Below are 23659 nucleotides of genomic sequence, written 5' to 3' on the forward strand. Positions count from 1 at the left end.
CCGAACACGGAAGTTAAGCGTCTCAGCGCCGAAAGTAGTTGGGGGATCTCCCCCTGTGAGGATAGGACGTTGCCAGGCAACAACGCAGAAAACGATCAAGCATACGCTTGATCGTTTTTTTCATATTTAATAGTTTAGGAGGAATAATCGATGGCTCCTTCTCGAGAAAACCCTTTTACGTTTCTGGAAATGTTAGAACAACATGTGCGTGAACACCGCGTTTCTTTTCACGTACCGGGTCATCATAATGGGACTGTGATAGATGACACATTACCAAGTGCGTTCGCGAAAGTTATGCCATATGATCTGACTGAGTTGGCACACTTAGATGATTTGCATGATGCCTCAGGAATCATCAAACAGGCTGAAACCGCTTTGGGTATGTTGTACGAAAGTAAAAGCAAATGGCTAGTCAATGGATCTACAGTCGGGAACTGGAGTATGCTTGCTGCAACAGTACAGCGCGGTGAACGAGTATATGTACAACGAAACTCACATAAATCGGTATGGAATGCGATCGAATGGCTAGGACTAGAACCGATATTATTAATGCCCACCATTGAACGAGGTACCGGTATTCCAACGACTGTAACCTTAGATACAATCAAACAGGCCATACTAGAATTTCCCGGAGGACGCGCCGTCATGTTGACGTCTCCTACATATTATGGAGATATGGCAGATATTCGAGCGATTTCTGATTATTTATCGCCGAAAGATATTCCCTTACTTGTCGATGAGGCGCATGGTGCGCATTTAATTCATCCAAAGTTACCACGTCGTTCTGCCATCTTTGAAGGCGCAAGCGCGGTTGTGCAATCTGCACATAAAACGTTACCTGCCTTCACGATGGGAGCTTGGGTTCATTATAAAGAAGATATCGACGAAAATCGTTTAAAACATGCACTGTCATCCTTTCAAACGTCAAGTCCTTCTTATCTTATTATGGCTTCATTGGATTATGCACGTTCTTATTTAGAGACATTGACTGATGAGGCATGGTCCTCCATACAAAAAAGTCATGCGCAGTTTGTTCTTGAATTGAAACGTTCCGGTTTTGTCGTAAAAGTAGGAGATGACTTTACGAAAGTGACCATCATGACTTATCCGAAGAATGGATTGATTTTTAGTCAACATCTCGCCTCGATTGGAATAGATATTGAATTAGCGGCAGTTGATCATGTGTTATTCTGTTTACCATTAAGGGAAATAAAGAAACAGGAAATTGAGCATTGGCTGAAATTGATTAAGAAAGCCGCTACTCATGTACCCATCATCGATGACGATGAGACCATCTTTCCATTCCCTCAATCACAATGTGTATCTGAACTACATCCGGTGAAAGAGTATGCACGAATTCAGCGGGTATCTTTTGAGCAGGCGATTGGATTGATTGCGGCAGAAACGGTGATTCCATATCCACCCGGGATTCCTTGGATTTTAAAAGGAGAACAAATCACAGAAGAGAAAGTTCGTGTACTCTCCGATTGGATTTCTTTAGGGAGGAAGCTTCAAGCGAGTAAGCATGTTATGATAGAGCAAATTGATGTTATTGTAGAGGAGTTTTAAAACGTGAGCGGAATGTTTATTACAGTTGAAGGACCCGATGGTTCAGGAAAATCCACACAACTTCAATTATTAATAGAGAGTCTGAAGGAAAAAGGGTATGACATTGTCGTAACCCGTGAACCGGGAGGAACAACGGTTGGGAATCAGATTCGTGAAGTTCTGTTGTCTCCTGATCATCATGAGATGACGCCGCGAGTCGAGATGATGCTTTATGCCGCTTCACGGGCACAAAATGTGGAACAAGTGATTCGTCCCGCATTAGAACGAGGGGCGATTGTCCTTTGTGATCGATTTATCGATGCCTCTATCGCCTACCAGGGATACGGATTACAATATGACCTTGATCAGATCCGGTCACTAAATGAATGGGCAACCAATGGTTTGACGCCCGATTTAACATTCTTATTTGATTTGAGTCCGGAGCGAGCGAGCCAACGCATGAAAGACCGGGGACAGCTAGATCGAATTGAAAGTCGTGATCAAGCATTCCACGAGCGTGTTTATGCAGGATTCCAAGCATTACTCAAACAGTATCCAGAACGGATCGTTCGAATCGATGCTGACCAACCGATTGAAACGATCCATGACGAGGTACTCGACTATACAGTAGAAAGATTAGAACAAGGAGGCACACAATCATGATGAAAATGGTAATTGCAATCGTACATGATAAGGATAGCGCACGTTTGTCTGACGCACTTGTCGAACAAGATTTTCGTGCAACAAAATTAGCCACAACGGGTGGGTTTTTGAAAGAGGGCAATACGACGTTTATGATGGGGATTCCGCAAGAACGTCTTGATGATTTGATGGATGTGATTCAATCGAACTGCTCGAGCCGTGACCAAATGATTACGCCGATCTCACCAATGGGTGGACATGCCGATTCTTATATCCCTTATCCAGTGGAAGTACAGGTCGGAGGGGCGACGGTATTCGTCTTACCGATTGAAGGATTCCATCAGTTTTAATGGGAGTTGGACATATGCGTTTTCAAGAATTGAGCGAGTCGCAAACTGTCGTTTCTCGCATCATTCAAAATTCAATCGTTTCAAATAAAGTAGGTCACGCGTATATCTTTTCCGGAGATTATGAACCCTATTTAATTGAAACGGCCACACTGTTTGCAAAAGCTTTGTTTTGTGAGTCGCCACAGGGGGCAGAACCTTGTGGCGTATGTCGAAACTGTCGACGGATGGATTCCAAGAACATCGTCGACTACATTGAAGTGGAGCCGGACGGTGCGAGTATTAAAAAAGAACAGATTCAGCAATTGCTCAGTGATTTATCACTACGAGGCGCTGAAGGCGATCGCCAAGTGTATGTCATTCATCAAGCGCACAAGATGACGACACAAGCGGCGAATAGCTTATTGAAGTTCTTTGAAGAACCGGGAGTAGGCAAGCTTGCTATTTTAGTGACGACTCAACCTCAGTTACTGCTTCCGACAATTCGGTCGCGTGCTCAACAACTTGCGTTTCGTCCAATCGATCGTGGGCAGTTGGCGCAAGCGATGTCTGAAGAGTTGTCTTGTACGTATGATTTGGCATACCTCGCCCTAACGGTTTATCCGAAATGGGACGATGCGAAAGAAGCACTCGAACAGGAGTGGTTTGTACAGGCATACGGGCTAGTGGTACAATTAATTGAAGTATTGACGAAACGACCTCAAGAGTTGCTCTTATTCGCACAAGAAAAATGGTTAGGGCATTTTAAAGGACGAAATGAGTTACGAGTTGGCCTGGAATTATTCGAACATTGGTTAGAGGAGGCACTTCATTTAAAAGTGCGAGAATCGTATACTCCGAAGCTATTTACGAATGAGGCTGCCTTGTATCATGCATTTATTCAAAATCGATCTGTCTCGAAGCTTACACATGCGATTGAAAGTGTGCATGCAGCGATTCGACGACTCGAGGCAAACGTCAATCCTCAATTAACGTTCGAACGACTTTCGTTCGATTTGCAGAAAGGATAGAAGCGCGTGCTTGAAGTAGTTGGAGTCCGTTTTAAAGAAGCGGGAAAAATCTATTACTTTTCACCAGGCGATGCAACGCTAAAACGTGGGGATCATGTCATCGTTGAAACGGTACGTGGTATTGAATACGGGGAAGTCGTTCAAACCGATAAGCAACTCGGTGAAGACGAAGTCGTCATGCCGTTGAAAACAATCCTCCGCGTCGCGGATCAAAAGGATGCGGATATCGTACGCGATAATCGACTGGCAGCCGTCGATGCTCATGCCGTCTGTGAAGAAAAAATTCGAGAACATCAGTTAGAAATGAAACTAGTTGATGTTGAGTATACATTTGATCGCAATAAAGTGATCTTTTATTTTACTGCCGAAGGTCGCGTCGATTTTCGAGAACTGGTAAAGGATTTGGCTAGTGTGTTTCGTACGCGAATCGAGCTCCGACAAATCGGCGTTCGTGACGAAGCGAAGCTTCTTAGCGGGATTGGACCATGCGGTCGAGTTCTTTGTTGCTCGTCATTTCTTGGGGAATTCGAACCGGTCTCCATCAAAATGGCCAAAGATCAGAATCTCTCGTTAAATCCGAACAAGATTTCTGGAGTATGTGGTCGTCTGATGTGCTGTTTAAAATATGAGAATGACACATATGAAGAACTGAAACGAGATTTACCAGACGTCGGCAAGCGAATCAAAATTCCAGAAGGTGATGGTCGGGTAATCGGTCTGAATATATTAGACCAGCTCATTCAGGTCGAGCTTCACGATCGGACGCGCGTCGTCACATATACGATTGATGAACTCGTTGAAGTGGGCGCGATTAAACGAAAACCGTCAAAACAGTGATGGGGTGCTGAGCAGTGGAAAGAATGGATAAAAAAGAAGTGATGATGCGTGTAGACGCGATTGAGCAACAGATGCAACTTTTAACGGAGCATTTAGGTGTGCTGAAAGAACAGCTTGCGTACTTGCTTGAAGAAAATCAGCATATGTATCTAGAGAATCATCACTTACGCGAAAAAGTCGAACAATTAGCAGAAGTTGATACGACAAATGGTGATTCACAAATCGCATTGTCTGGAAAAGGGCAGAACAATTTAGCTGCGCTGTATCAAGAAGGATTCCATATTTGTAACCTCCATTACGGACAGGTACGAAAAGATGGGGACTGTCTCTTCTGTTTGTCGATGCTCAATAAACATTAATACGGGGCGATAGATAGGGGTTCCCTATCCGTCGCCTTTCTTTTATAGAAGGAGGAAACGATGGTAACGGTTAAGGATGGAGAACGCCTTGATGATTTACTCGGACGTCCAGGTAAAATCATTCAAAGTGATGATGTGTTCTCATTTTCATTAGATGCGGTACTGCTTGCAGAATTTGTGTGGGTACCGATTCAAAAAGGACAGCTGGTTGATTTGTGTGCCGGTACCGGGGCAATTCCGCTCTTTTTATCGTATCGTACAAAAGGAACGATTACGGGTGTCGAAATTCAATCAAAACTGGTCGATATGGCGAATCGAAGCATGGCGGTTAATCGTCTTGAAGAAAGAATTCGAGTAGTAGAAGGGGACGTCAAAACGGCAGCGACGCAGCTCGGGCATGCGCGATATGACGTGGTCACATGTAACCCACCTTACTTTTTGGCGAATGAGACCTCGCTACGGAATCAAAATGAGCATCATACGATTGCCCGACATGAAGTATTATGCACGTTAGAAGATTGTATTAAAACGGCTAGCCAACTCGTCAAACCAGGAGGAAAGGTGGCGTTCGTGCATCGGCCAGAACGCTTACTCGATATCTTAACCTTGATGCGTGCGTATCGGATTGAACCGAAACGAATGCAACTCGTCTATCCAAAAGCGGGACGTGAGGCGAATACTTTATTAATCGAGGGATCGAAAGATGGAAAAGCAGGTCTTAAAATTTTACCACCATTTGTTGTCTATGAAGAAGACGATACGTATACGGAAGCGATGCGAGCCATACTCGATGCCTAAGCACTATACCTACATCGTGGAATGTCGTGATGGAACGTACTATACGGGTTATACAACGAATGTGGAAAAACGACTCCTGGCCCATAATGCGGGGAAAGGCGCAAAATACACGAAAGCACGACTTCCGGTAGAACTTCGGTACGTGCAGTCGTTCGATACGAAACGGGAGGCCATGCAATACGAGTGGTCCATCAAGCAATTGACTCGTGCACAAAAAGAGAAGTTGATGGAGGGGACGACCAATGAATTCACAAAAGAGCTACCAAACTGAACAACCGACACTGTTTGTCGTACCGACACCGATTGGAAATCTAGAGGATATGACGTATCGCGCGGTACGGACGCTTCAGGAAGTCGATTTAATCGCAGCGGAAGATACGCGCCAAACGATGAAATTATGTCGCCACTTTGACATTCCAACAAAATTGATTAGCTATCATGAACATAATAAAGAAGTGAGCGGACCAAGACTGATTGAAGACCTGTTGTCAGGGAAGTCGATTGCAGTCGTATCGGATGCTGGGATGCCAGGGATCTCGGACCCAGGAAGCGACCTCGTTCGATTGGCGATTCAAGCCAACATCCCGGTCGTCGTCTTACCCGGTGCGAATGCAGCACTCACGGCACTCGTTGCGTCGGGTCTTGCGACAGAGCGTTTCCTCTATTACGGTTTCTTGCCGCGTAAGAAGAAAGATCGCGTTGAGGTCCTCGAATCGATTCAATACGAACCGGGTACCGTCATATTCTATGAGGCGCCACATCGTTTGAAAGAGATGTTGACAGCAATTCGACAAGTGCTTGGGAATCGACAAATCGTATTAGGTCGTGAACTGACGAAAACGTTTGAAGAATTTTTGAGAGGTAGCGTAGATGAGGCGTTGACGTGGTGTGAAGGCGAAGTACGAGGTGAGTTTGTCGTCTTGGTGAGCGGAGCGACAGAGTCTGCACCGACGACGACGTGGTGGGAAGCACTTTCTGCATATGAACATGTCGTTCATTATATTGAAGAGGGATTAAAACCAAACGCGGCAATCAAGCAGACGGCGAAAGACCGTGGCGAGTCTCGAAATGATGTATATGATGCGTACCATCAACTACATAAAAAAGAGTAAGCAAGGAAATCCTTGCTTACTCTTCGCTGTAGTAGTTTTCGAGCATGTTCTTCAATTCAACGAGAACACGTTGTGCACCTTCTGGTGACAAGATTAGTTTGCCATCTGCCAATTTGAAGTTATCATCTGATACTTCGCCTGTAACTTGGCAAGTCATGTTTGGTTTATATTTTTTCAAAACGATTTGATCGTTGTCGACGTAGATCTCGAGTGCATCTTTCTCTGCAATTCCGAGTGTACGGCGCAATTCGATTGGAATAACGACACGACCAAGCTCATCAACCTTACGTACGATACCTGTAGATTTCATTTGTGTTTCCTCCTCCAATGGTGTCGAAATCTCGTGGTGACATGAATCGTCAAAATTCGACAATGTGACTACAGCAAAAAGCATACTAAACTTTCCAATTGCAGTCAACTGCTTACTATCTGGAAAAGTAAATTTTCGAAAATTGTCGAATAAGGAACGATATATACCTAAATTTCCCCGATAGTTTGAACTTGAAACAAAGAAAGGGTATTTTTGGAACATTTATGACGGAGAATACGCAAAAAAATTCCAAACAATTAGGTTTGGAAATTCTTTTGTCGAACCGTGTATAATGAGAATTGCATATGTCGAAAGGATGGAGAATAAATCATGGCGAAGCCGACTTTTTATATTACAACCCCAATTTATTATCCGAGTGCAAAATTGCATATCGGTCACGCATATACCACGGTAGCAGGTGATGCGGTTGCGCGCTACAAACGCTTAAAAGGCTTTGACGTTCGTTACTTGACGGGAACGGATGAACACGGTCAAAAAATTCAAGAAAAAGCGAAAGAAGCAGGCGTGACGCCACAAGCTTTCGTTGATGAAGTGGTGGGAGAGATCAAGGTCTTATGGGACCGTCTCGAAATCTCGTACGATGACTACATCCGTACGACAGAGGATCGCCACAAGAAAGTGGTCGAGTATGTTTTTGAAACATTACTTAAAAATGGGGACATTTATCTCGGTGAGTACGAAGGATGGTATTCTGTACCGGACGAAACATACTACACAGAATCGCAACTCGTCGATGGAAAAAGTCCTGACAGCGGACATCCGGTCGAGCTCGTTCGTGAAGAATGCTATTTCTTCCGTCTCAGCAAATACGCGGACCGCTTGATTGAATATTTTGAGTCACATCCTGATTTTATCTTGCCGGAATCACGTAAAACTGAAATGATTAATAACTTCTTGAAGCCGGGTCTTCAAGACTTGGCTGTATCGCGCACGACGTTTGATTGGGGCGTACAAGTCCCATCGAACCCGAAACACGTCGTATACGTATGGGTCGATGCACTCACGAACTATATCTCATCACTCGGTTACGGGACAGATAACGATGAACTCTTCAATCGCTATTGGCCGGCCGATGTCCATTTAGTAGGAAAAGAAATTGTTCGTTTCCATACGATTATTTGGCCAGCGCTCCTCATGGCGCTCGATCTACCATTGCCGAAGCAAGTGTTTGCACACGGTTGGTTACTTATGAAGGATGGAAAGATGTCGAAATCGAAAGGGAACGTCGTGGATCCGATTCCATTGATTGACCGTTACGGACTCGACTCAGTTCGTTACTACCTTCTCCGTGAAGTTCCGTTCGGGGCGGATGGCACATTCACGCCGGAAGCGTTCGTCGATCGTTTGAACTTTGATTTAGCGAACGACCTTGGGAACTTATTGAATCGCACTGTTGCGATGATTAAGAAGTACTTTGATGGAAACATTCCGGCATATAACGGGAATGTCACGGCGTTTGATGCAGAACTATTGAACGTGGTGAAAGAAACGACACGCAAAACAGAAGAAGCCATGGAACACATGGAGTTTTCGGTCGCCCTCACAAATATCTGGCAACTTGTCAGTCGTGCGAATAAATATATCGACGAGACGCAGCCATGGGTTCTCGTGAAAGAGGAGTCGAAACGTGAAGAATTAGCTTCTGTCATGACACACCTCGCAGGCGTGCTTCGTCATGTCGCCATCATGATTCAACCGTTCATGACACGTGCCCCGAAAGAGATGTTCCGTCAACTCGGACTTGAGGGAGAAGACATGTCTTGGGAGGCGTTGGATACGTTCGCAGACTTCAACAACGCGGTCGTGACGGACGGAACACCAATCTTCCCGCGCCGTGATGTGAAAGAAGAAGTGGATGCAATCCAAGAAATGATGCGTCAGGCTTCTAAAGCACGGATTGAGGAAACGGAGACGACATCAGTAGAAGAAGTCGATGAAGACGTTCGTCCTGAAATCACAATTGATGTCTTCGACCAGGTCGAATTCCGTGTCGGTCAAATCATAGAAGCCGATAAGATTAAAAAAGCGAAGAAACTGTTGAAGCTACAAGTCGACCTTGGGAAAGAGACACGTCAAATCGTGTCTGGTATCGCGGAATGGTATGCCCCTGAAGATTTGGTTGGCAAAAAAGTCATCGTTGTCGCAAACTTGAAACCGGTCAAACTCCGTGGAGAACTCTCGCAAGGGATGATTTTAGCGGCAGATCGTGACGGAAAGCTAGAACTCGCGACGGTCTCTGACCAGATGCCGAACGGTGCCATCGTCAAATAATGAAATGGGGGAGACTATGGTCTCCCTCTCTTTTTCTAAGGAGGAAATAAGATGTTGATTGATACACATACGCACATCAATGCGGAACAATTCAACGAAGATGTAGAAGAGACAATCGAGCGGGCAAGAGAAGCCGGCGTTTCCCCGCTACTTGTCGTTGGATTTGATACACCAACAATCGATCGAGCCATCGAATTGGCCGAGTCTCACGACGACATCTATGCCATCGTCGGATGGCATCCTGTCGATGCGATCGACTGTACGGATGCAGACTTAGCGCGAATCGAGGATCTCATGAGTCATCCGAAAGTGATGGCACTCGGCGAAATCGGTCTTGACTATCATTGGGACAAATCACCGAAAGATGTGCAACAGCACCTCTTCCGTCAACAGATTGCCATCGCCAAACGGACGAATATGCCAATCGTCATTCATAACCGAGAAGCAACGGCAGATGTCCTTGATATTTTAGAAGAAGAGCATGCCGAGGAAGTCGGTGGCGTGTTCCATAGTTACAGCATGTCTGTGGAACTATTGCCTCGTTGCTTAGACTTGAACTTTTATATTTCGTTAGGAGGACCGGTCACTTTCAAAAATGCGAAGGTTCCGAAGGCGGTGGCGCAAGAGGTACCACTTGATCGCCTACTTGTCGAGACTGACTGCCCATATTTGACCCCGACACCGTTCCGTGGAAAGCGTAATGAGCCGGCATACGTCAAATATGTAGCTGAAGAGATCGCTTCCCTCCGTGACATACCGTATGAGGAATTAGCAGAGGCGACGACAACCAACGCGAAGACGTTGTTCCGACTCCCATGATCAAACGTGTAATAGCGAGTATCGGCGTGATTGCAACGACCTCTGTAGCGTATGTGATGTTGCAACCTGAAACCATCAAGGTCATCGATGACGGCGTCGTCATCGAGCATGAGACACGAGCCGACTCGGTTCTCGAGGTACTTGATGAATTGAACATCACATTGGACGAGGCAGACTATGTCACACCTGCGCTTAGCGAAGATGTACCGGATGACCATTTGATTCGAATCGAGCGTTCGCACGAAGTTTCGCTTCAGATCGGCTATGGACAAACCGAAACGGTTCAAACACGTGAGCGGACCGTTGAGGACGTGCTGTTGCGTTACGGGGTCACCGTACGGGACGGAGACACGGTCTATCCGGCTGTACGGACACCGGTGACGAACGGGATGACGATACGTTATCAGCCAGTTGTCGCGGTGAACTTGATTGTCGGGCAAGAGGCGTTGACTATTTATACGATGGCGACAGATGTCGGACAATTACTAGCAGAAGAGAAAATTGATGTGTCGGAAAGTGATACGGTCATGCCGGCAACATCGACACCGATTCGGGAGGGGTTGACGATTACGGTCAATACGAATCGTGATGTCGTTCAATATGAGAGTCGATTGATTCCGTTCGATGTGGTCGAGGAAGAGGACGATACGCTTGAAGAAGGTGTGAAACAAACGGTGCAAGTCGGGATTCCTGGACTTGAACGGACAAGGTATGCACTTACTGTGGAAAATGGTACAATTACAAATCGTACGAAAACGGAAGTCGAAACATTGCGGAAAACAATGCCCCAAATCATTAAGGTGGGGACAAAGAAAGTGACGGAACCGGTAACGGAGCCTGAGTCGACAACCGCAAATGAATCGAGCCCATTCATTCCTGAAGCTGAAATCGAGATTGCTGAACCGCCGAAAACAGATGACGTACTGGATTTCTCATCTGCGAAGCAATTGCTTGTAGAGGCGACGGCCTATACGAATAATCCCGAAGATACCGTAACGTATAATGGTCGAGTGCTGACAAGAAGCGGATACGACGTGACAGACACGATTCTCTTTGAAGGGATGCGAATCATTGCGGTCGATCCTGCCATCATTCCACTCGGGACACGCGTATATGTCGAGGGAATTGGTATGGCGATTGCCTTAGATACGGGAAGCGCGATCAAAGGGCAAAAAATCGATATCATGATGGATGAAAAGGAAGAGGCCGTGACGTTCGGTCGCAAACCGCTCACCATCTGGGTGATTCCGAAGCAGGAAGAAGAGAAAGAAGGATCAGACAATGCGTGAGAAAATACAGGAAATTATTGTCGTAGAAGGGCGTGACGACACGGCGCGACTTCAAGAAGTATTCGACGTCGATACGATTGAGACGAACGGCTCTGCCGTATCCGATCAAACGATTGAACGAATCCGTCGTGCCCAGGAAAAACGTGGAGTCATCATTTTGACCGATCCAGATTATCCAGGAGACCGTATTCGGGCAATAGTCGAGGAACGCGTCAAAGGATGTAAGCACGCACATTTACCTCGTGCCGAAGCAAAGGACAAGCGTGGAAAAATTGGTGTGGAACATGCGAGTCCAGAGTCACTTCGTCGTGTCTTAGGTGCAGTGTTTGAACCGCGTGTCGAAACGGACCGACCGATTGTCACGCGGAAAATGGTATTGGATGCGGATTTAATCGGTGGATCAGCGGCCGCAACGCGTCGGAAACGACTTGGGGTGTTGCTTCGTATTGGTGAGCCGAACGCTAAACAATTTGTAAAACGGGTCGAGGCGCTCGGCGTCACGATCGAAGAGTGGGAGCAGGCACTTGCTCAATTAGAGGAGGAACAGGGTTGAAAGATATTGCAACAATCCAACGAACGAAAGCGATTTTAGAGCGACATGGTTTTTCATTCAAAAAATCGCTCGGGCAAAACTTTTTAATCGATTTGAATATTTTAAGTAAGATTGTCGGGGCGGCAGAACTGAGTGAGGCGAGCGGTGTCCTTGAAATTGGTCCCGGGATCGGCTCATTGACCGAACAATCGGCCAAGCGTGCAAAAAAAGTCGTTGCGCTTGAAATTGACCAGCGCCTTTTGCCAATTTTAGACGATACGATGTCGCCCTATCCGCATGTGAAAGTCATCCATGGGGATGCGTTGGAATTAAACTTACGCGAAATTGTCGAACAGGAATTCTTAAATGAGGGCATTGAAGATATCTCGGTTGTCGCCAACTTACCTTACTATGTCACCACACCGATCATCATGCGTTTACTAGAGAGTGGTGTGCCATTCCGTTCGCTCGTCATGATGATTCAAAAAGAAGTGGCAGAGCGGATTGGGGCAAAACCTGGTACAAAAGCATATGGTTCCCTTTCGATTGCGATTCAATATTATGCGGAGGCAGAAGTGAGCTTTGTCGTGCCGAAAAGCGTGTTCATCCCAGCACCGAACGTTGATTCTGCTGTGATTACGCTACGAATGCGCAAAGAGCCGGCCGTACAAGTGAAAGACGAGGCATTTTTCTTTGACGTTGCACGCGCAAGCTTCGCACAACGCCGTAAAACCATCTTAAACAACTTGACAAATTATATTGGAAAAGAGCACAAAGTCGAACTTGAACGGATGCTCCACGAGGCGGGAATCGACCCAAAACGTCGCGGAGAGACGTTAAGTCTAGAAGAATTCGCACGTTTGTCTGACACAATTTTACCACTTAAAAATAGTTGACGACCTGAAAACGAGTCGTTATAATATTAATCTTTATTTTCATATTCAATTATGCTATACTTGTAACAGTGAGGTGAAGCGTATGCCAAAGACGTTACAAGAAATCAGACAGAAACTCGAATCGCATGTTGGTGAACGATTGACGTTGAAAGCAAACGGCGGTCGTAAGAAAGTCGTTACTCGGTTTGGAACGCTCGTTGAGACATATCCTGCGGTGTTCGTTGTGAAATTAGATGAAGACCTGCACAATGTTGAACGTGTCTCGTATAGCTACGCTGATGTCCTAACGGATACAGTTAAAATTGAATTCGGCAATTGATTTATAAATGAGGGGCGGATGCATTGGCAGCTGCTTCTTTTTTTGTGCGCCCGTTTACGGTACAATGTCGAACAGGAGACAAATGGGAAGGGTGAACGTGATGCGCACGATCAGTGTGAAAGCGCCGGCAAAAATTAATTTGACGCTCGATGTCATCGGGAAGCGTCAGGACGGCTATCATGAAGTAGAAATGGTAATGACGACAGTCGATTTAGCAGACCGCCTAGAGTTGACGGTTTTAGATTCGGATGAGATCCGGATTCAATCAGAGCACGCGTATGTACCGAATGACCATCGAAATTTGGCGTATCGGGCAGCCGAGTTGTTGCGCGATCGTTTTCATATTCAACAGGGAGTTGAGATTGTACTCGATAAACAAATCCCAGTGGCAGCGGGCCTTGCTGGAGGGTCGAGTGATGCAGCGGCAACCCTTCGTGGGATGAATGAATTATTTTCATTGAATTTGTCGTTAGAAGAGTTGGCAGAGCTCGGTGCGGAAATCGGCTCAGACGTTTCGTTTTGTGTCATCGGTGGGACTGCCATTGCTCGAGGGCGCGGGGAACAGTTAGAAATGATCCCGGCACCGCCACCATGTTATGTCGTACTCGGTAAACCGAAAATTGGGGTGTCGACTGCGGATGTGTATCGTGCAGTGCGTATGGACGAGGTACATCATCCGAATACAGGCGCTATGGTTGAAGCCATCCGTCAAAAGGATTTCCAAGGAATTTGCGAAAACCTTGGGAACTCACTTGAGAGTGTAACGCTTAAACTACATCCTGAAGTAAAACAAATCAAAGAAACGATGCGTCATTGCGGGGCAGAAGGTGTTCTTATGAGCGGAAGCGGACCCACTGTATTTGCGCTCATTGAGCATGAGCAAAAAGCGCATCGCATTTATAATGGTCTAAAAGGATTTTGCCCGGAAGTGTTCGTCGTTCGGATTCTCGGCAAAAGACATTGAACAAAAACGAATGAAAGTGATATATTCTCAATAGAACATTCGTTTATTATTGAAGATGTGAAGGAGAATCCGTATGAAAATTCGTAGAAGTGGTCGTCTCGTCGATATGACCCGTTATTTACTTGATCATCCGCATCAGCTTGTCTCGTTGTCGATGTTTTCAAGTCGCTATAAAGCTGCAAAATCATCGATTAGTGAAGATTTAGTCATCGTCAGTGAAATGTTGTCCCATGATGGCATCGGAAAACTCGTGACTGTGCCGGGTGCGGCAGGTGGGGTGATGTTTATTCCAGGTTGGAGTAAAGAGAAATCACTTGAGATGATTGATACGCTTTGCGATCAACTATCAAAACCAGAGCGCCTCCTACCAGGGGGGTATCTGTATCTAACCGACGTATTGGGTAACCCGAGTCAAGTGAAACCGATGGGGCAGGTCTTCGCATCTGTTTTCGCCGACCGAAAAGTCGATGTGGTCATGACCATTGCGACAAAAGGGATTCCAATCGCCTACGCTGTGGCTGAGCAATTAGGGGTTCCATTTGTAATCGTTCGTTCGGATAGCCGTGTCACAGAAGGATCGACCGTCAGTATCAACTACGTATCAGGTTCATCGAAAGCGATCCGTACGATGGCGCTCGCACGTCGCAGTTTGCCACGCGGTGCAAACGTGCTCTTAATCGATGACTTCATGAAGGCCGGAGGAACAATCCGTGGAATGATGAGTCTCTTGAATGAATTTGAGGCGAATCTTGCGGGTGTCGGTGTCTTGATGGAAGCGGAAGGCGCTGAGAAGAAGATGGTGAGTGAGTACGTCAGCTTGATGAAATTGACAAACGTTGACCCGGACGAAGGGCTTGTCACTATTTCGCGGGGGAATGTGGAACAATTCCTAAAATGATTGGCAAAATTTTGATTTCGTTTTATGATTAGAGGGTATACAGTTACCAATATGTAATCATGACGTTCGTTTGAAACCATCTGAACCTTACAGAAGACCACACCATGGCGTAGACAACGATGAAAAGGGGATGCGAAACATGCAGATCACAGACGTAAAAATTCGCAAAGTCGCGACGGAAGGCAGAATGAAAGCGTTGGCCTCAATCACACTTGACCATGAATTCGTTGTACATGACCTTCGAATCATCGAAGGAAGTAGCGGTCTATTTGTCGCCATGCCGAGCAAACGGACACCAGAAGGTATTTTTCGGGATATCGCGCATCCGATCAACGGGGAGATGCGACAGAAGGTCGAAGCAGCTGTATTGGAAACATATTCCAATATGAGCGCGGATGTCCTTGACCCACAACATGTGTCGTATGGCACAAATGAGTGACAAGAACAGCGGGTAGGGTGCCTCCCGCTGTTTTTTTGCGTTTCAATGGTTAAGGAACGGTACAGCTATTGAAACAAGGGCATGGTTTCGATATAGTAGAAACGGTGTAAATAGGATTTAGTTGTAACTATACAGACCAATCACAGCTGTTGTGAGATAGGAGCGAATCAAGAATGGAGCGTTTTGCAGTCATTTTGGCAGCAGGAAAAGGAACGCGAATGAAGTCAAAGCTTTATAAAGTACTTCATCCGGTTCTCGGAAAACCAATGGTCGAGCACGTTGTCGATCAGTTAGACCAAATCGGTGTCAGTCGTCAAATCGTAATCGTTGGCCATGGGGCGGAAGCGGTACAAGATACACTCGGCACACGAGTGGAATATGCAGTCCAAGAAGAACAACTTGGAACAGGGCATGCTGTTCAAATGGCAGAAGCAGAGCTTGCGGGTAAAGCCGGGGCGACACTTGTCGTCTGTGGAGATACACCGTTACTAACGGCAGAAACGTTGGAAGCTCTTCTCGCTCATCATGAAGCACAACAAGCGAAAGTTACAGTGCTGACTGCGATTGCAGACGACGCGACAGGATACGGTCGTGTCGTTCGTGGTGAAGATGGGAACGTGACGAAAGTCGTTGAGCATAAAGATGCTTCTGAGACAGAACTTGCCATCCATGAAATCAATACGGGAACGTATGTGTTCGATAACGAGTTATTGTTCGACGCGCTCAAACAAGTCGGAAACAATAACGCGCAAGGCGAATACTACTTGCCTGACGTCATCTCGATTGCAAAAGAAGCGGGCGAAGTCGTCGCAGCGCATACAGCGCCAACGTTTGATGAGACAATCGGGGTCAATGACCGCGTTGCCTTGTCACAAGCGGAAGCGATCATGCGCAAACGTACGAACGAACGTCTCATGCGTGAAGGGGTCACATTCATGGACCCGGCATCGACATATATTTCTCCAGATGTGGTGATTGGTTCGGATACGATCATCTATCCGGGCACGGTCATCCTTGGGAAGACGATCATTGGTTCGGAATGTGTCGTCGGACCGAACTCAGATATCCGCAACAGTGTGATTGAAGACCATGCCGTCGTGCGCCAGTCTGTCGTGACAGATAGCAAGATCGGTGAAGCGGCTCAGGTCGGACCGTTCGCTCACTTGCGTCAACAAGCTGTACTTGGTGCAAACACACGCATCGGCAACTTCGTTGAGATTAAAAAATCGTCGTTTGGCGATGGTGCGAAAGCTTCCCACTTGAGCTATATCGGGGATGCGTCAATCGGCGAACGTGTCAACTTAGGTTGTGGATCGATCACGGTGAACTATGACGGCAAGAACAAGTTCGAGACAGTCGTGGAAGACGATGCGTTCGTCGGCTGTAACGTCAACTTGATTGCCCCTGTAAAAGTCGGAAAAGGCGCGATTGTCGCAGCTGGATCGACGATTACGAACGATGTACCAGAAGAGGCGCTTGCGATTGCACGTGAACGCCAAACGAATAAAGAAGGCTATACAAAACGATAACTTGCTGCCAATCATTATGGAAAACGATGGAGGAGAATCCTAAACATGTCTACTGTATACGAACGAGAAATTCGTCTATTTAGCTTAAACTCGAACCGCCCGCTTGCTGAAGAAATCGCGAAAGAAATCGGTGTCCCGCTCAGCGATTGCCAAGTCAAACGTTTCAGCGACGGTGAACTCTATATCAACATCGAGGAAAGTGTTCGTGGAGATGATGTGTATGTCATCCAATCAACGAGCTCACCTGTAAACGAAACGCTCATGGAGTTACTCGTTATGATCGATGCACTGAAACGTGCTTCCGTCCGTACGATTAACATCGTGATGCCGTATTATGGGTACGCACGTCAAGACCGTAAAGCACGCTCACGTGAGCCGATTACAGCGAAACTTGTCGCTGATCTTTTGACGGTGGCAGGTGCGACACGTGTCATCACGATGGACTTGCATGCAGCGCAAATCCAAGGATTCTTCAATATTCCGGTTGACCAATTACTCGGTGTGCCGCTCATCTCGACTTACTTCGAAACAGAAGAGTTTCAAGCGAAAGATATCGTGGTCGTTTCTCCAGATCACGGTGGCGTGACACGCGCACGTAAATTGGCAGAACGTTTGAAAGCGCCGATTGCCATCATCGACAAGCGCCGCCCGAAAGCAAACGTCGCCGAAGTCATGAACATCGTCGGCAGTGTCGAAGGGAAAACAGCTATTCTAATCGACGACATCATCGATACAGCAGGTACGATCACACTTGCGGCGGATGCCATCGTCGAAGCAGGTGCGAAAGAAGTATATGCGTCTTGTACGCATCCAGTCCTTTCTGGTCCAGCGATGGAGCGTATCGACAATTCATCGATCAAAGAATTGGTTGTGTTAAATACAATCGATTTGACGGGTCGTCCATGCTCAAGCAAAATCAAGCAAATGTCGGTTGCCCATTTACTTGGGGAAGCGATCATGCGCGTCCACGAGCACAAATCGGTCAGTACTCTATTCGATTAAAAAACGAGGCCCGGAGGCATTCGCCTTTGGGCTTTTTTGTTCAGGAGGTAATGATATGAAATGCATCGTCGGTCTCGGGAACCCCGGGAAAAAGTTTGAGATGACCAGACATAACGTTGGATTTTTGGCGATTGACCGTCTCGCCGAAAAGCATGGCATCTCGTTGAATGAAGCGAAGTTTAATGCCCTTATGGGAACGGGAAGAATCAATGGTGAGCGTGTTGTACTCGTGAAACCGTTGACGTACATGAATTTATCCGGTGAAGCCGTCCGTCCCATTTTAGATTATTATAAAATTGAGATTGACGATTTATTAGTGATTTATGACGATTTAGATATGGTGCCTGGTAAGCTTCGTTTCCGTCCGAAAGGGAGCGCGGGTGGTCATAATGGAATCAAATCACTCATCCAACATTTAGGAACGGCTGAATTCAAACGATTAAAGCTCGGAATCGGACGTCCACCACATCCAATCAAAGTTGTGGACTGGGTGTTGATGAACTATCGTAAAGACGAGTTGCCGGAATTGAACGAAACACTCGACCACGCCGTAACCGCAGCCACTGATTTTGTAGACACAGATTGGCTGGCGCTGATGAATCGATACAACTAAAGGGTCATTGCACCCTTTTTTGTCGTATGAGTTGGAGGAAAACAAATGAATGCTTTAGAAAGATTTATGGTGTCACTACCTGAAACGAATGTCATTCGTGAAAGACTTCAAAAAGTGGAACGTCAATTAGTGACGGGACTGACGACTAGCGCGAAAGCTCTCGTCCTCGCCGGACTTGTGAAATCGTCATCGAGACGTCTCGTCGTCGTGACACACAATATGTATCAAGCACAAAAAATGTTCGATCAACTGGAATCTCTCATTGGCCCGGACAAAACGCTCTTATATCCAATCGATGAAACGTTAGCTGGAGAATTGTCACTAACGTCCAGTCCTGAGCTGTTGGCAGCTCGCATCGATGCGCGTACCCGTCTCCTTGACCAAACAGGAGGCGTTGTTGTCGTTCCACTCGGTGGATTGCGACGCTATATGCCAAGTCCGAATGCGTGGCAGGATAGTCGTGTCATGTTGAAGCCGGGAAGTGATCTTGATTTAGCACACTTTTCGAAGCAATTGACGGGAATGGGGTATGAACGGACGGCGACAGTGACGACGCCTGGCGAATTTTCCGTACGAGGCAGTATTTTGGACGTCTATCCACTCACGGAAGCACGTCCGTACCGGATCGACTTATTCGATACCGAGATCGACTCGATTTTTACGTTTGATGCGGAAACACAACGTTCACTCGGTGTAGTGGGGGAAGTGTGTATCACACCGGCGACCGAGTTTATCGCAACAGAGGAACAACTGAAACAAGCGGGAAGTGCGCTTCGGAAGCAATATGACCGAACGGTGGAATTGATTGAGAACGAAGTGATTCGACAAGCTCTTGAAGAAGGTGTTGTGACGGACATCGAACGGCTTGAGCGAGGCGATTTCCCAGATAAAGTCGGAAAATATTCGCCGATTCTCTATAAATCGACACTCCTTGATTATGTAGGTGATGAGGCTGTTTTGATTCTAGATGAAGTGGCGCGAATCGATGACGCGGCGGATGTACAGGACAGAGAAGAAGCGGAGTGGTTCTCTTCACTCATCGAAAAAGGAGAAGCCGTCAGCAATTACACGCTCGCCGTCCCGATGCATAAGGTGTTTCGTAGTTTGAAGCAAGTGGCGTTCTCGTTACTCCCGTCCCGTCGATCGGGCATTCCGGAGAGTGACACCGTCCATTTGAGCTGTCGTCCGCTACCGGCGTTCCACGGTCAGATGCATTTGTTGAAGCAGGAAGTCGAGCGATGGCAGCAAAATGATCAACGTATTGTCGTGCTTGCGGGCGATAAATCACGTGCCGATAAGATCGAAGCGTTGCTTTCCGACTACGGCATTGCCTCGACATTCACGAATGTCGATGGAGAATTAGAACCGAGACGTGTATCGGTCATCATCGGTCAAATCGAAGGGGGATTCGAACTGTCGACGAGCCGTCTCGTCGTCGTATCAGAAGAAGAGTTGTTCAAGCGTGTGACGAAACGAAAACGTCAGACGAAGAATTTGACGAACGCGGAACGAATCAAGAGTTACCAAGAACTGAAGCCGAACGATTATGTCGTTCACGTTCACCACGGAATCGGGAAGTACCTTGGGATTAAAACGATTGAGGTCGGCGGGATTCATCAAGATTACCTGCACCTCGTCTATGCGGGCGATGACGCCCTCTACGTGCCGGTCGACCAAATCGACCTCGTCCAAAAATATGTCGGCGCCGAAGGGAAAGAACCAAAGATTTATAAACTTGGCGGCACGGAATGGAAGAAAGTAAAATCAAAGGTTGCCAAATCGGTTGAAGACATTGCGGATGAACTCATTAAACTGTACGCGGCACGAGAGGCTTCGGTCGGGTTTGCATTTCCACCAGATGACGAAGAGATGGATCAGTTTGAATCATCCTTCCCTTATGCCGAAACAGAGGACCAGGTCCGTTCGATTGCAGAAATCAAGGCGGATATGGAACGCTCGCGTCCGATGGATCGCCTTTTATGTGGAGATGTCGGATACGGGAAGACGGAAGTGGCAATCCGGGCTGCGTTTAAAGCGGTGCTCGCCGGCAAACAAGTAGCCTTTCTTGTCCCGACAACCGTCCTCGCCCAACAGCATTATGAAACGATGCTCGAGCGGTTCAGCGAATTTCCAATCAACGTATCGGTCATGAGTCGTTTCCGGTCGAAGAGTGAGATGACGGCGACGAAGAAGGGTTTGAAAGAAGGTACCATTGATATCGTCGTCGGGACACACCGCGTGTTATCAAAAGACGTGACATTCGCCAACCTCGGTCTCGTCATCATCGATGAAGAACAACGGTTCGGCGTCAAACATAAAGAACGTCTAAAACAGTTGAAGACGAACATCGATGTCCTCACGTTGACGGCAACACCGATTCCACGGACACTGCATATGTCGATGATTGGAATTCGTGACTTATCCGTCTTAGAAACACCACCGGAGAATCGCTATCCTGTCCAAACATACGTTATGGAATATGACGGCATCGTCTTGCGTGAAGCGCTCGAGCGTGAACTCGCTCGCGGGGGACAGGCGTTCTTCCTCTATAATCGTGTCGAAGGAATCGAACGGAAAGCAGAAGAGATCCGGGCCTTACTGCCAGATGCACGAATTGCTACGGCGCACGGGCGCATGACGGAAAGTGAGCTCGAGAGCCAGTTGATCAGCTTCCTTGAAGGTGAGGCGGATATTTTAGTCTCAACGACAATTATCGAGACGGGAATCGACATTCCAAACGTCAACACCCTCATCGTTCACGATGCGGACAAGATGGGGCTGTCTCAGCTTTATCAACTCCGCGGTCGTGTCGGACGTTCGAATCGAATCGCCTATGCGTACTTCACATATCGGAAGGATAAGCGCTTGACGGAAGTGGCAGAAAGTCGTCTTCAGGCCATCAAAGAGTTCACGGAGCTCGGTAGTGGATTTAAGATTGCGATGCGCGACCTATCGATTCGCGGAGCGGGGAACTTGCTTGGTGCACAACAGTCCGGATTCATCGATTCGGTCGGTTTCGACTTGTACTCGCAAATGCTTTCTGAAGCCATCGAAGAACGGAAAGATCGAATGCGTGGACAAGCGAAACAAGTTGTCTTTAAACCGGAGATTACTTTCCAAGCGGATGCCTATATTCCGGATGACTACTTGTCAGATAGTGAATTGAAGATTGAAATGTATAAACGTTTCAAATACGTGGATACGCCGAGCGCGTTGTTCGCCCTTCAAGATGAACTGATTGAGCGATTTGGCGAATTTCCGGAACCGGTCGCACTTCTCATTCAATTGACACGTTTACGTATTTATGGAGAACTGGCAAAAGTGAGTCGAATCAAGCAGACACCAGGGCGTATCGAGATTGTCTTATCGAAGGAGTCGACGACAGCGCTAGATGTATCCTCCTTCATGGAATGGACGATGCCGCTCGGTCGCAAACTCGGGGTCGGTCAAGAAGATGGTGCCTTGAAACTATCACTCAGCGGTCGGATGCCGCTAACAGAGCTCTTGAATGATGCCGATACTGTATTAGAAGAACTAATGAAGCGGTTGGTAGGCGATGCGGTCGCCAAGTAAGTTTGCGCAAGGCGTCGTTCTGTTCGCCCTTGCCGGCTACGTATCGAAACTGATCAGTTTCGCCTATCGTGTCCCGTATCAAAACTTAGCGGGGGACTTCGGGCTTTATGCCTATCAAACCGTCTATCCATTCGCTGCCATCGTGGCGTCACTTGGTATTTATGCGATGCCGGTCGTGATTGCGAAAATTGGTGTCGGTGCGAAAGGGACGAACCGAAAGTTGGAGGTGCTATGGGGAAGTTTTTACGCTCTGTTGTCATTATCCTCCCTTCTTGTCGTCACGGTATGGCTGTTCGCCCCGACTCTCGCGAAGTGGCTCGGAGATGAGCAGTTGGCTCCTGCGCTACGCGTGATTAGTTTGAGTTATTTACTCATGCCGGCGTCAGCCGTGTTGCGCGGCGCATTTCAATCGAGAGATGACTTGCGACCGAGCGCATGGTCACAAGTGCTCGAGAACTTTGTCCGCGTGACGGTCATGTTGACGCTTTTATGGGTCGGGGTTCGTCTTGGAAAAGATGCATATGTGCTCAGTCAATACGCATATGGTGCGACACTTATCGGCGGGATTGTGGCAATTGCCTTTTTAGTTTATCGCACGCAAGGGGTCCGGATTGTGAAAGTGCGAGGCACTACTTTTAAAAGTGGACTTCGCATCTTGCTGACGACAGGATTTGCGGTCGGATTCGCCTCGCTCGGAATTTTATGGATGCAACTGGTCGATTCCTTCACCATCGTTAATTTGATGGGGGGGACGTATGATGCAAAAGTGAGCAAAGGTGTGTTCGACCGAGGATATCCACTCGTTCAGTTTGCCATTCTGTTCACGACGACCATTGGGATGGCGAATGTACCAACGCTCGTTCGTCATTATCGAGCGGGACATCTACAAAAGACGACACAGGGACTTCGTTCGATGATTCGTGTGACGACGGCGATTGCTGGCGCGGCGACCATCGGATTGATGGGAGTCATGTTTTTCTTGAACGTGGCCTTGTTTGAAGACGAATCCGGGACGAGAGCCCTTGTCTTCTTAGCGACGAGCACGTTTGCCGCCTCCTTGGCGATTGCGAGTATGACCTGTTTGCAGGCGATTGACCGGGAATGGGTAGCGGCTCGTAGTATGGTCGTTGCGATTTTAGTGAAGAGTGCGGTAAACGCATGGCTCGTCCCGAGTTACGGAATTGAAGGCGCGGCAATCGGGACATCGATTGGATTTTTCGCTATGGCATTTTATAACTTTCGGGCACTCGACCGCTCGATCCCGCTCGGGTCGTTTCGGTCGAAACACTATAAGTCACTATGGAAAGCGCTTGTCCCCATGCTGATTCTCGTTGCCGTGTTAAACTGGCTAGGTCAGGAATGGGTTCATTCAAGAGTGGATGCCTTTGGCTGGTTAATCGTTATGGTATGTAGCGGAGCTGTCCTCTATATATGGAGATTATCGAGCACACGAATGTTGTCAGTTTCTGAATGGGAGCTGATTCCGTTTGGCAGTCGTCTACTCGGTATGTTTGAAAAAAAGGAGAACTAA

At 47.2% G+C, this 23659-nt stretch carries 24 protein-coding genes and 1 rRNA gene; 24 read left to right on the forward strand and 1 reads right to left on the reverse strand.

Annotation, left to right across the window (positions count from 1 at the left end):
- The 10 genes from rrf to rsmI all read left to right on the forward strand — a co-directional run.
- Positions 1-78 (forward strand): 5S ribosomal RNA (rrf, locus tag KNO66_RS15040); the annotation flags it as partial.
- 72 nt (positions 79-150) lie between these two features.
- Positions 151-1569, forward strand: a complete 1419-nt coding sequence (locus tag KNO66_RS14390; RefSeq protein ID WP_214743089.1) for an aminotransferase class I/II-fold pyridoxal phosphate-dependent enzyme — start codon at positions 151-153, stop codon at positions 1567-1569.
- 3 nt (positions 1570-1572) lie between these two features.
- Positions 1573-2211: a dTMP kinase gene (gene tmk / locus KNO66_RS14395; protein ID WP_214743090.1), complete on the forward strand. Its 639-nt coding sequence runs from the start codon at positions 1573-1575 to the stop codon at positions 2209-2211.
- Positions 2211-2540 carry a cyclic-di-AMP receptor gene (locus KNO66_RS14400; protein WP_031421800.1) on the forward strand — a complete coding sequence of 110 codons (330 nt, stop codon included), beginning with the start codon at positions 2211-2213 and terminating at the stop codon, positions 2538-2540. Before tmk ends, KNO66_RS14400 begins: the two co-directional genes overlap by 1 nt.
- A 14-nt stretch (positions 2541-2554) precedes the next feature.
- On the forward strand, positions 2555-3547 hold the full coding sequence (locus tag KNO66_RS14405; RefSeq protein ID WP_214743091.1) for a DNA polymerase III subunit delta': 993 nt from the start codon (positions 2555-2557) through the stop codon (positions 3545-3547).
- A 6-nt stretch (positions 3548-3553) separates the two neighbouring features.
- The gene (locus KNO66_RS14410) at positions 3554-4384 is read left to right on the forward strand and encodes a PSP1 domain-containing protein (RefSeq protein WP_214743092.1); all 831 of its coding nucleotides are present in this window, start codon (positions 3554-3556) and stop codon (positions 4382-4384) included.
- A gap of 23 nt (positions 4385-4407) precedes the next feature.
- Positions 4408-4743: a DNA replication initiation control protein YabA gene (gene yabA, locus KNO66_RS14415; protein ID WP_012727746.1), complete on the forward strand. Its 336-nt coding sequence runs from the start codon at positions 4408-4410 to the stop codon at positions 4741-4743.
- A gap of 60 nt (positions 4744-4803) precedes the next feature.
- On the forward strand, positions 4804-5541 hold the full coding sequence (locus KNO66_RS14420) for a tRNA1(Val) (adenine(37)-N6)-methyltransferase (protein ID WP_078145936.1): 738 nt from the start codon (positions 4804-4806) through the stop codon (positions 5539-5541).
- Entirely contained in the window at positions 5534-5812 is a 279-nt protein-coding gene (locus tag KNO66_RS14425; RefSeq protein WP_214743093.1) for a GIY-YIG nuclease family protein, read from the forward strand. Before KNO66_RS14420 ends, KNO66_RS14425 begins: the two co-directional genes overlap by 8 nt.
- On the forward strand, positions 5784-6653 hold the full coding sequence (rsmI, locus tag KNO66_RS14430) for a 16S rRNA (cytidine(1402)-2'-O)-methyltransferase (protein WP_214743094.1): 870 nt from the start codon (positions 5784-5786) through the stop codon (positions 6651-6653). The genes KNO66_RS14425 and rsmI overlap by 29 nt, the downstream gene beginning before the upstream one ends.
- 16 nt (positions 6654-6669) lie before the next feature.
- Here rsmI and KNO66_RS14435 read toward each other — a convergent pair whose 3' ends face one another.
- Positions 6670-6963: a transition state genes transcriptional regulator AbrB gene (locus tag KNO66_RS14435; protein ID WP_012727742.1), complete on the reverse strand. Its 294-nt coding sequence runs from the start codon at positions 6961-6963 to the stop codon at positions 6670-6672.
- Between the two features lie 330 nt (positions 6964-7293).
- Between KNO66_RS14435 and metG the strand changes: the two genes are divergently transcribed.
- From metG to KNO66_RS14505, 14 genes are all read left to right on the forward strand, one after another.
- Positions 7294-9255, forward strand: a complete 1962-nt coding sequence (metG, locus tag KNO66_RS14440; protein WP_214743095.1) for a methionine--tRNA ligase — start codon at positions 7294-7296, stop codon at positions 9253-9255.
- Positions 9256-9306: 51 nt separating this feature from the next.
- Positions 9307-10074 carry a TatD family hydrolase gene (locus KNO66_RS14445; protein WP_214743096.1) on the forward strand — a complete coding sequence of 256 codons (768 nt, stop codon included), beginning with the start codon at positions 9307-9309 and terminating at the stop codon, positions 10072-10074.
- Complete coding sequence (locus KNO66_RS14450; protein WP_214743097.1) at positions 10071-11363, forward strand: 3D domain-containing protein; 1293 nt, start codon at positions 10071-10073, stop codon at positions 11361-11363. Before KNO66_RS14445 ends, KNO66_RS14450 begins: the two co-directional genes overlap by 4 nt.
- Positions 11356-11916, forward strand: coding sequence for a ribonuclease M5 (gene rnmV, locus KNO66_RS14455; RefSeq protein ID WP_214743098.1), 561 nt, complete (start codon positions 11356-11358; stop codon positions 11914-11916). Before KNO66_RS14450 ends, rnmV begins: the two co-directional genes overlap by 8 nt.
- Complete coding sequence (rsmA, locus tag KNO66_RS14460; RefSeq protein ID WP_214743099.1) at positions 11913-12791, forward strand: 16S rRNA (adenine(1518)-N(6)/adenine(1519)-N(6))-dimethyltransferase RsmA; 879 nt, start codon at positions 11913-11915, stop codon at positions 12789-12791. Before rnmV ends, rsmA begins: the two co-directional genes overlap by 4 nt.
- Positions 12792-12873: 82 nt before the next feature.
- On the forward strand, positions 12874-13110 hold the full coding sequence (locus KNO66_RS14465; protein WP_012727736.1) for a Veg family protein: 237 nt from the start codon (positions 12874-12876) through the stop codon (positions 13108-13110).
- Positions 13111-13210: 100 nt separating this feature from the next.
- Positions 13211-14074 carry a 4-(cytidine 5'-diphospho)-2-C-methyl-D-erythritol kinase gene (ispE, locus tag KNO66_RS14470; protein ID WP_214743100.1) on the forward strand — a complete coding sequence of 288 codons (864 nt, stop codon included), beginning with the start codon at positions 13211-13213 and terminating at the stop codon, positions 14072-14074.
- 73 nt (positions 14075-14147) lie between these two features.
- A complete protein-coding gene (gene purR, locus KNO66_RS14475; RefSeq protein WP_214743101.1) occupies positions 14148-14972 on the forward strand; it encodes a pur operon repressor in 825 nt (274 codons plus the stop codon).
- Between the two features lie 139 nt (positions 14973-15111).
- The gene (gene spoVG / locus KNO66_RS14480) at positions 15112-15411 is read left to right on the forward strand and encodes a septation regulator SpoVG (protein ID WP_214743102.1); all 300 of its coding nucleotides are present in this window, start codon (positions 15112-15114) and stop codon (positions 15409-15411) included.
- Positions 15412-15584: 173 nt separating this feature from the next.
- A complete protein-coding gene (glmU, locus tag KNO66_RS14485) occupies positions 15585-16940 on the forward strand; it encodes a bifunctional UDP-N-acetylglucosamine diphosphorylase/glucosamine-1-phosphate N-acetyltransferase GlmU (RefSeq protein WP_214743103.1) in 1356 nt (451 codons plus the stop codon).
- Positions 16941-16985: 45 nt separating this feature from the next.
- Positions 16986-17942, forward strand: a complete 957-nt coding sequence (locus KNO66_RS14490; protein ID WP_012727731.1) for a ribose-phosphate diphosphokinase — start codon at positions 16986-16988, stop codon at positions 17940-17942.
- A gap of 55 nt (positions 17943-17997) precedes the next feature.
- The gene (pth, locus tag KNO66_RS14495; RefSeq protein ID WP_214743104.1) at positions 17998-18555 is read left to right on the forward strand and encodes an aminoacyl-tRNA hydrolase; all 558 of its coding nucleotides are present in this window, start codon (positions 17998-18000) and stop codon (positions 18553-18555) included.
- A 45-nt stretch (positions 18556-18600) separates the two neighbouring features.
- Positions 18601-22128 carry a transcription-repair coupling factor gene (gene mfd, locus KNO66_RS14500; RefSeq protein ID WP_214743105.1) on the forward strand — a complete coding sequence of 1176 codons (3528 nt, stop codon included), beginning with the start codon at positions 18601-18603 and terminating at the stop codon, positions 22126-22128.
- Positions 22112-23659, forward strand: a complete 1548-nt coding sequence (locus tag KNO66_RS14505) for a polysaccharide biosynthesis protein (protein WP_214743106.1) — start codon at positions 22112-22114, stop codon at positions 23657-23659. The genes mfd and KNO66_RS14505 overlap by 17 nt, the downstream gene beginning before the upstream one ends.

The organism is Exiguobacterium sp. s48 (genome assembly GCF_018617395.1).
In the GTDB taxonomy this organism is placed as follows: domain Bacteria; phylum Bacillota; class Bacilli; order Exiguobacteriales; family Exiguobacteriaceae; genus Exiguobacterium.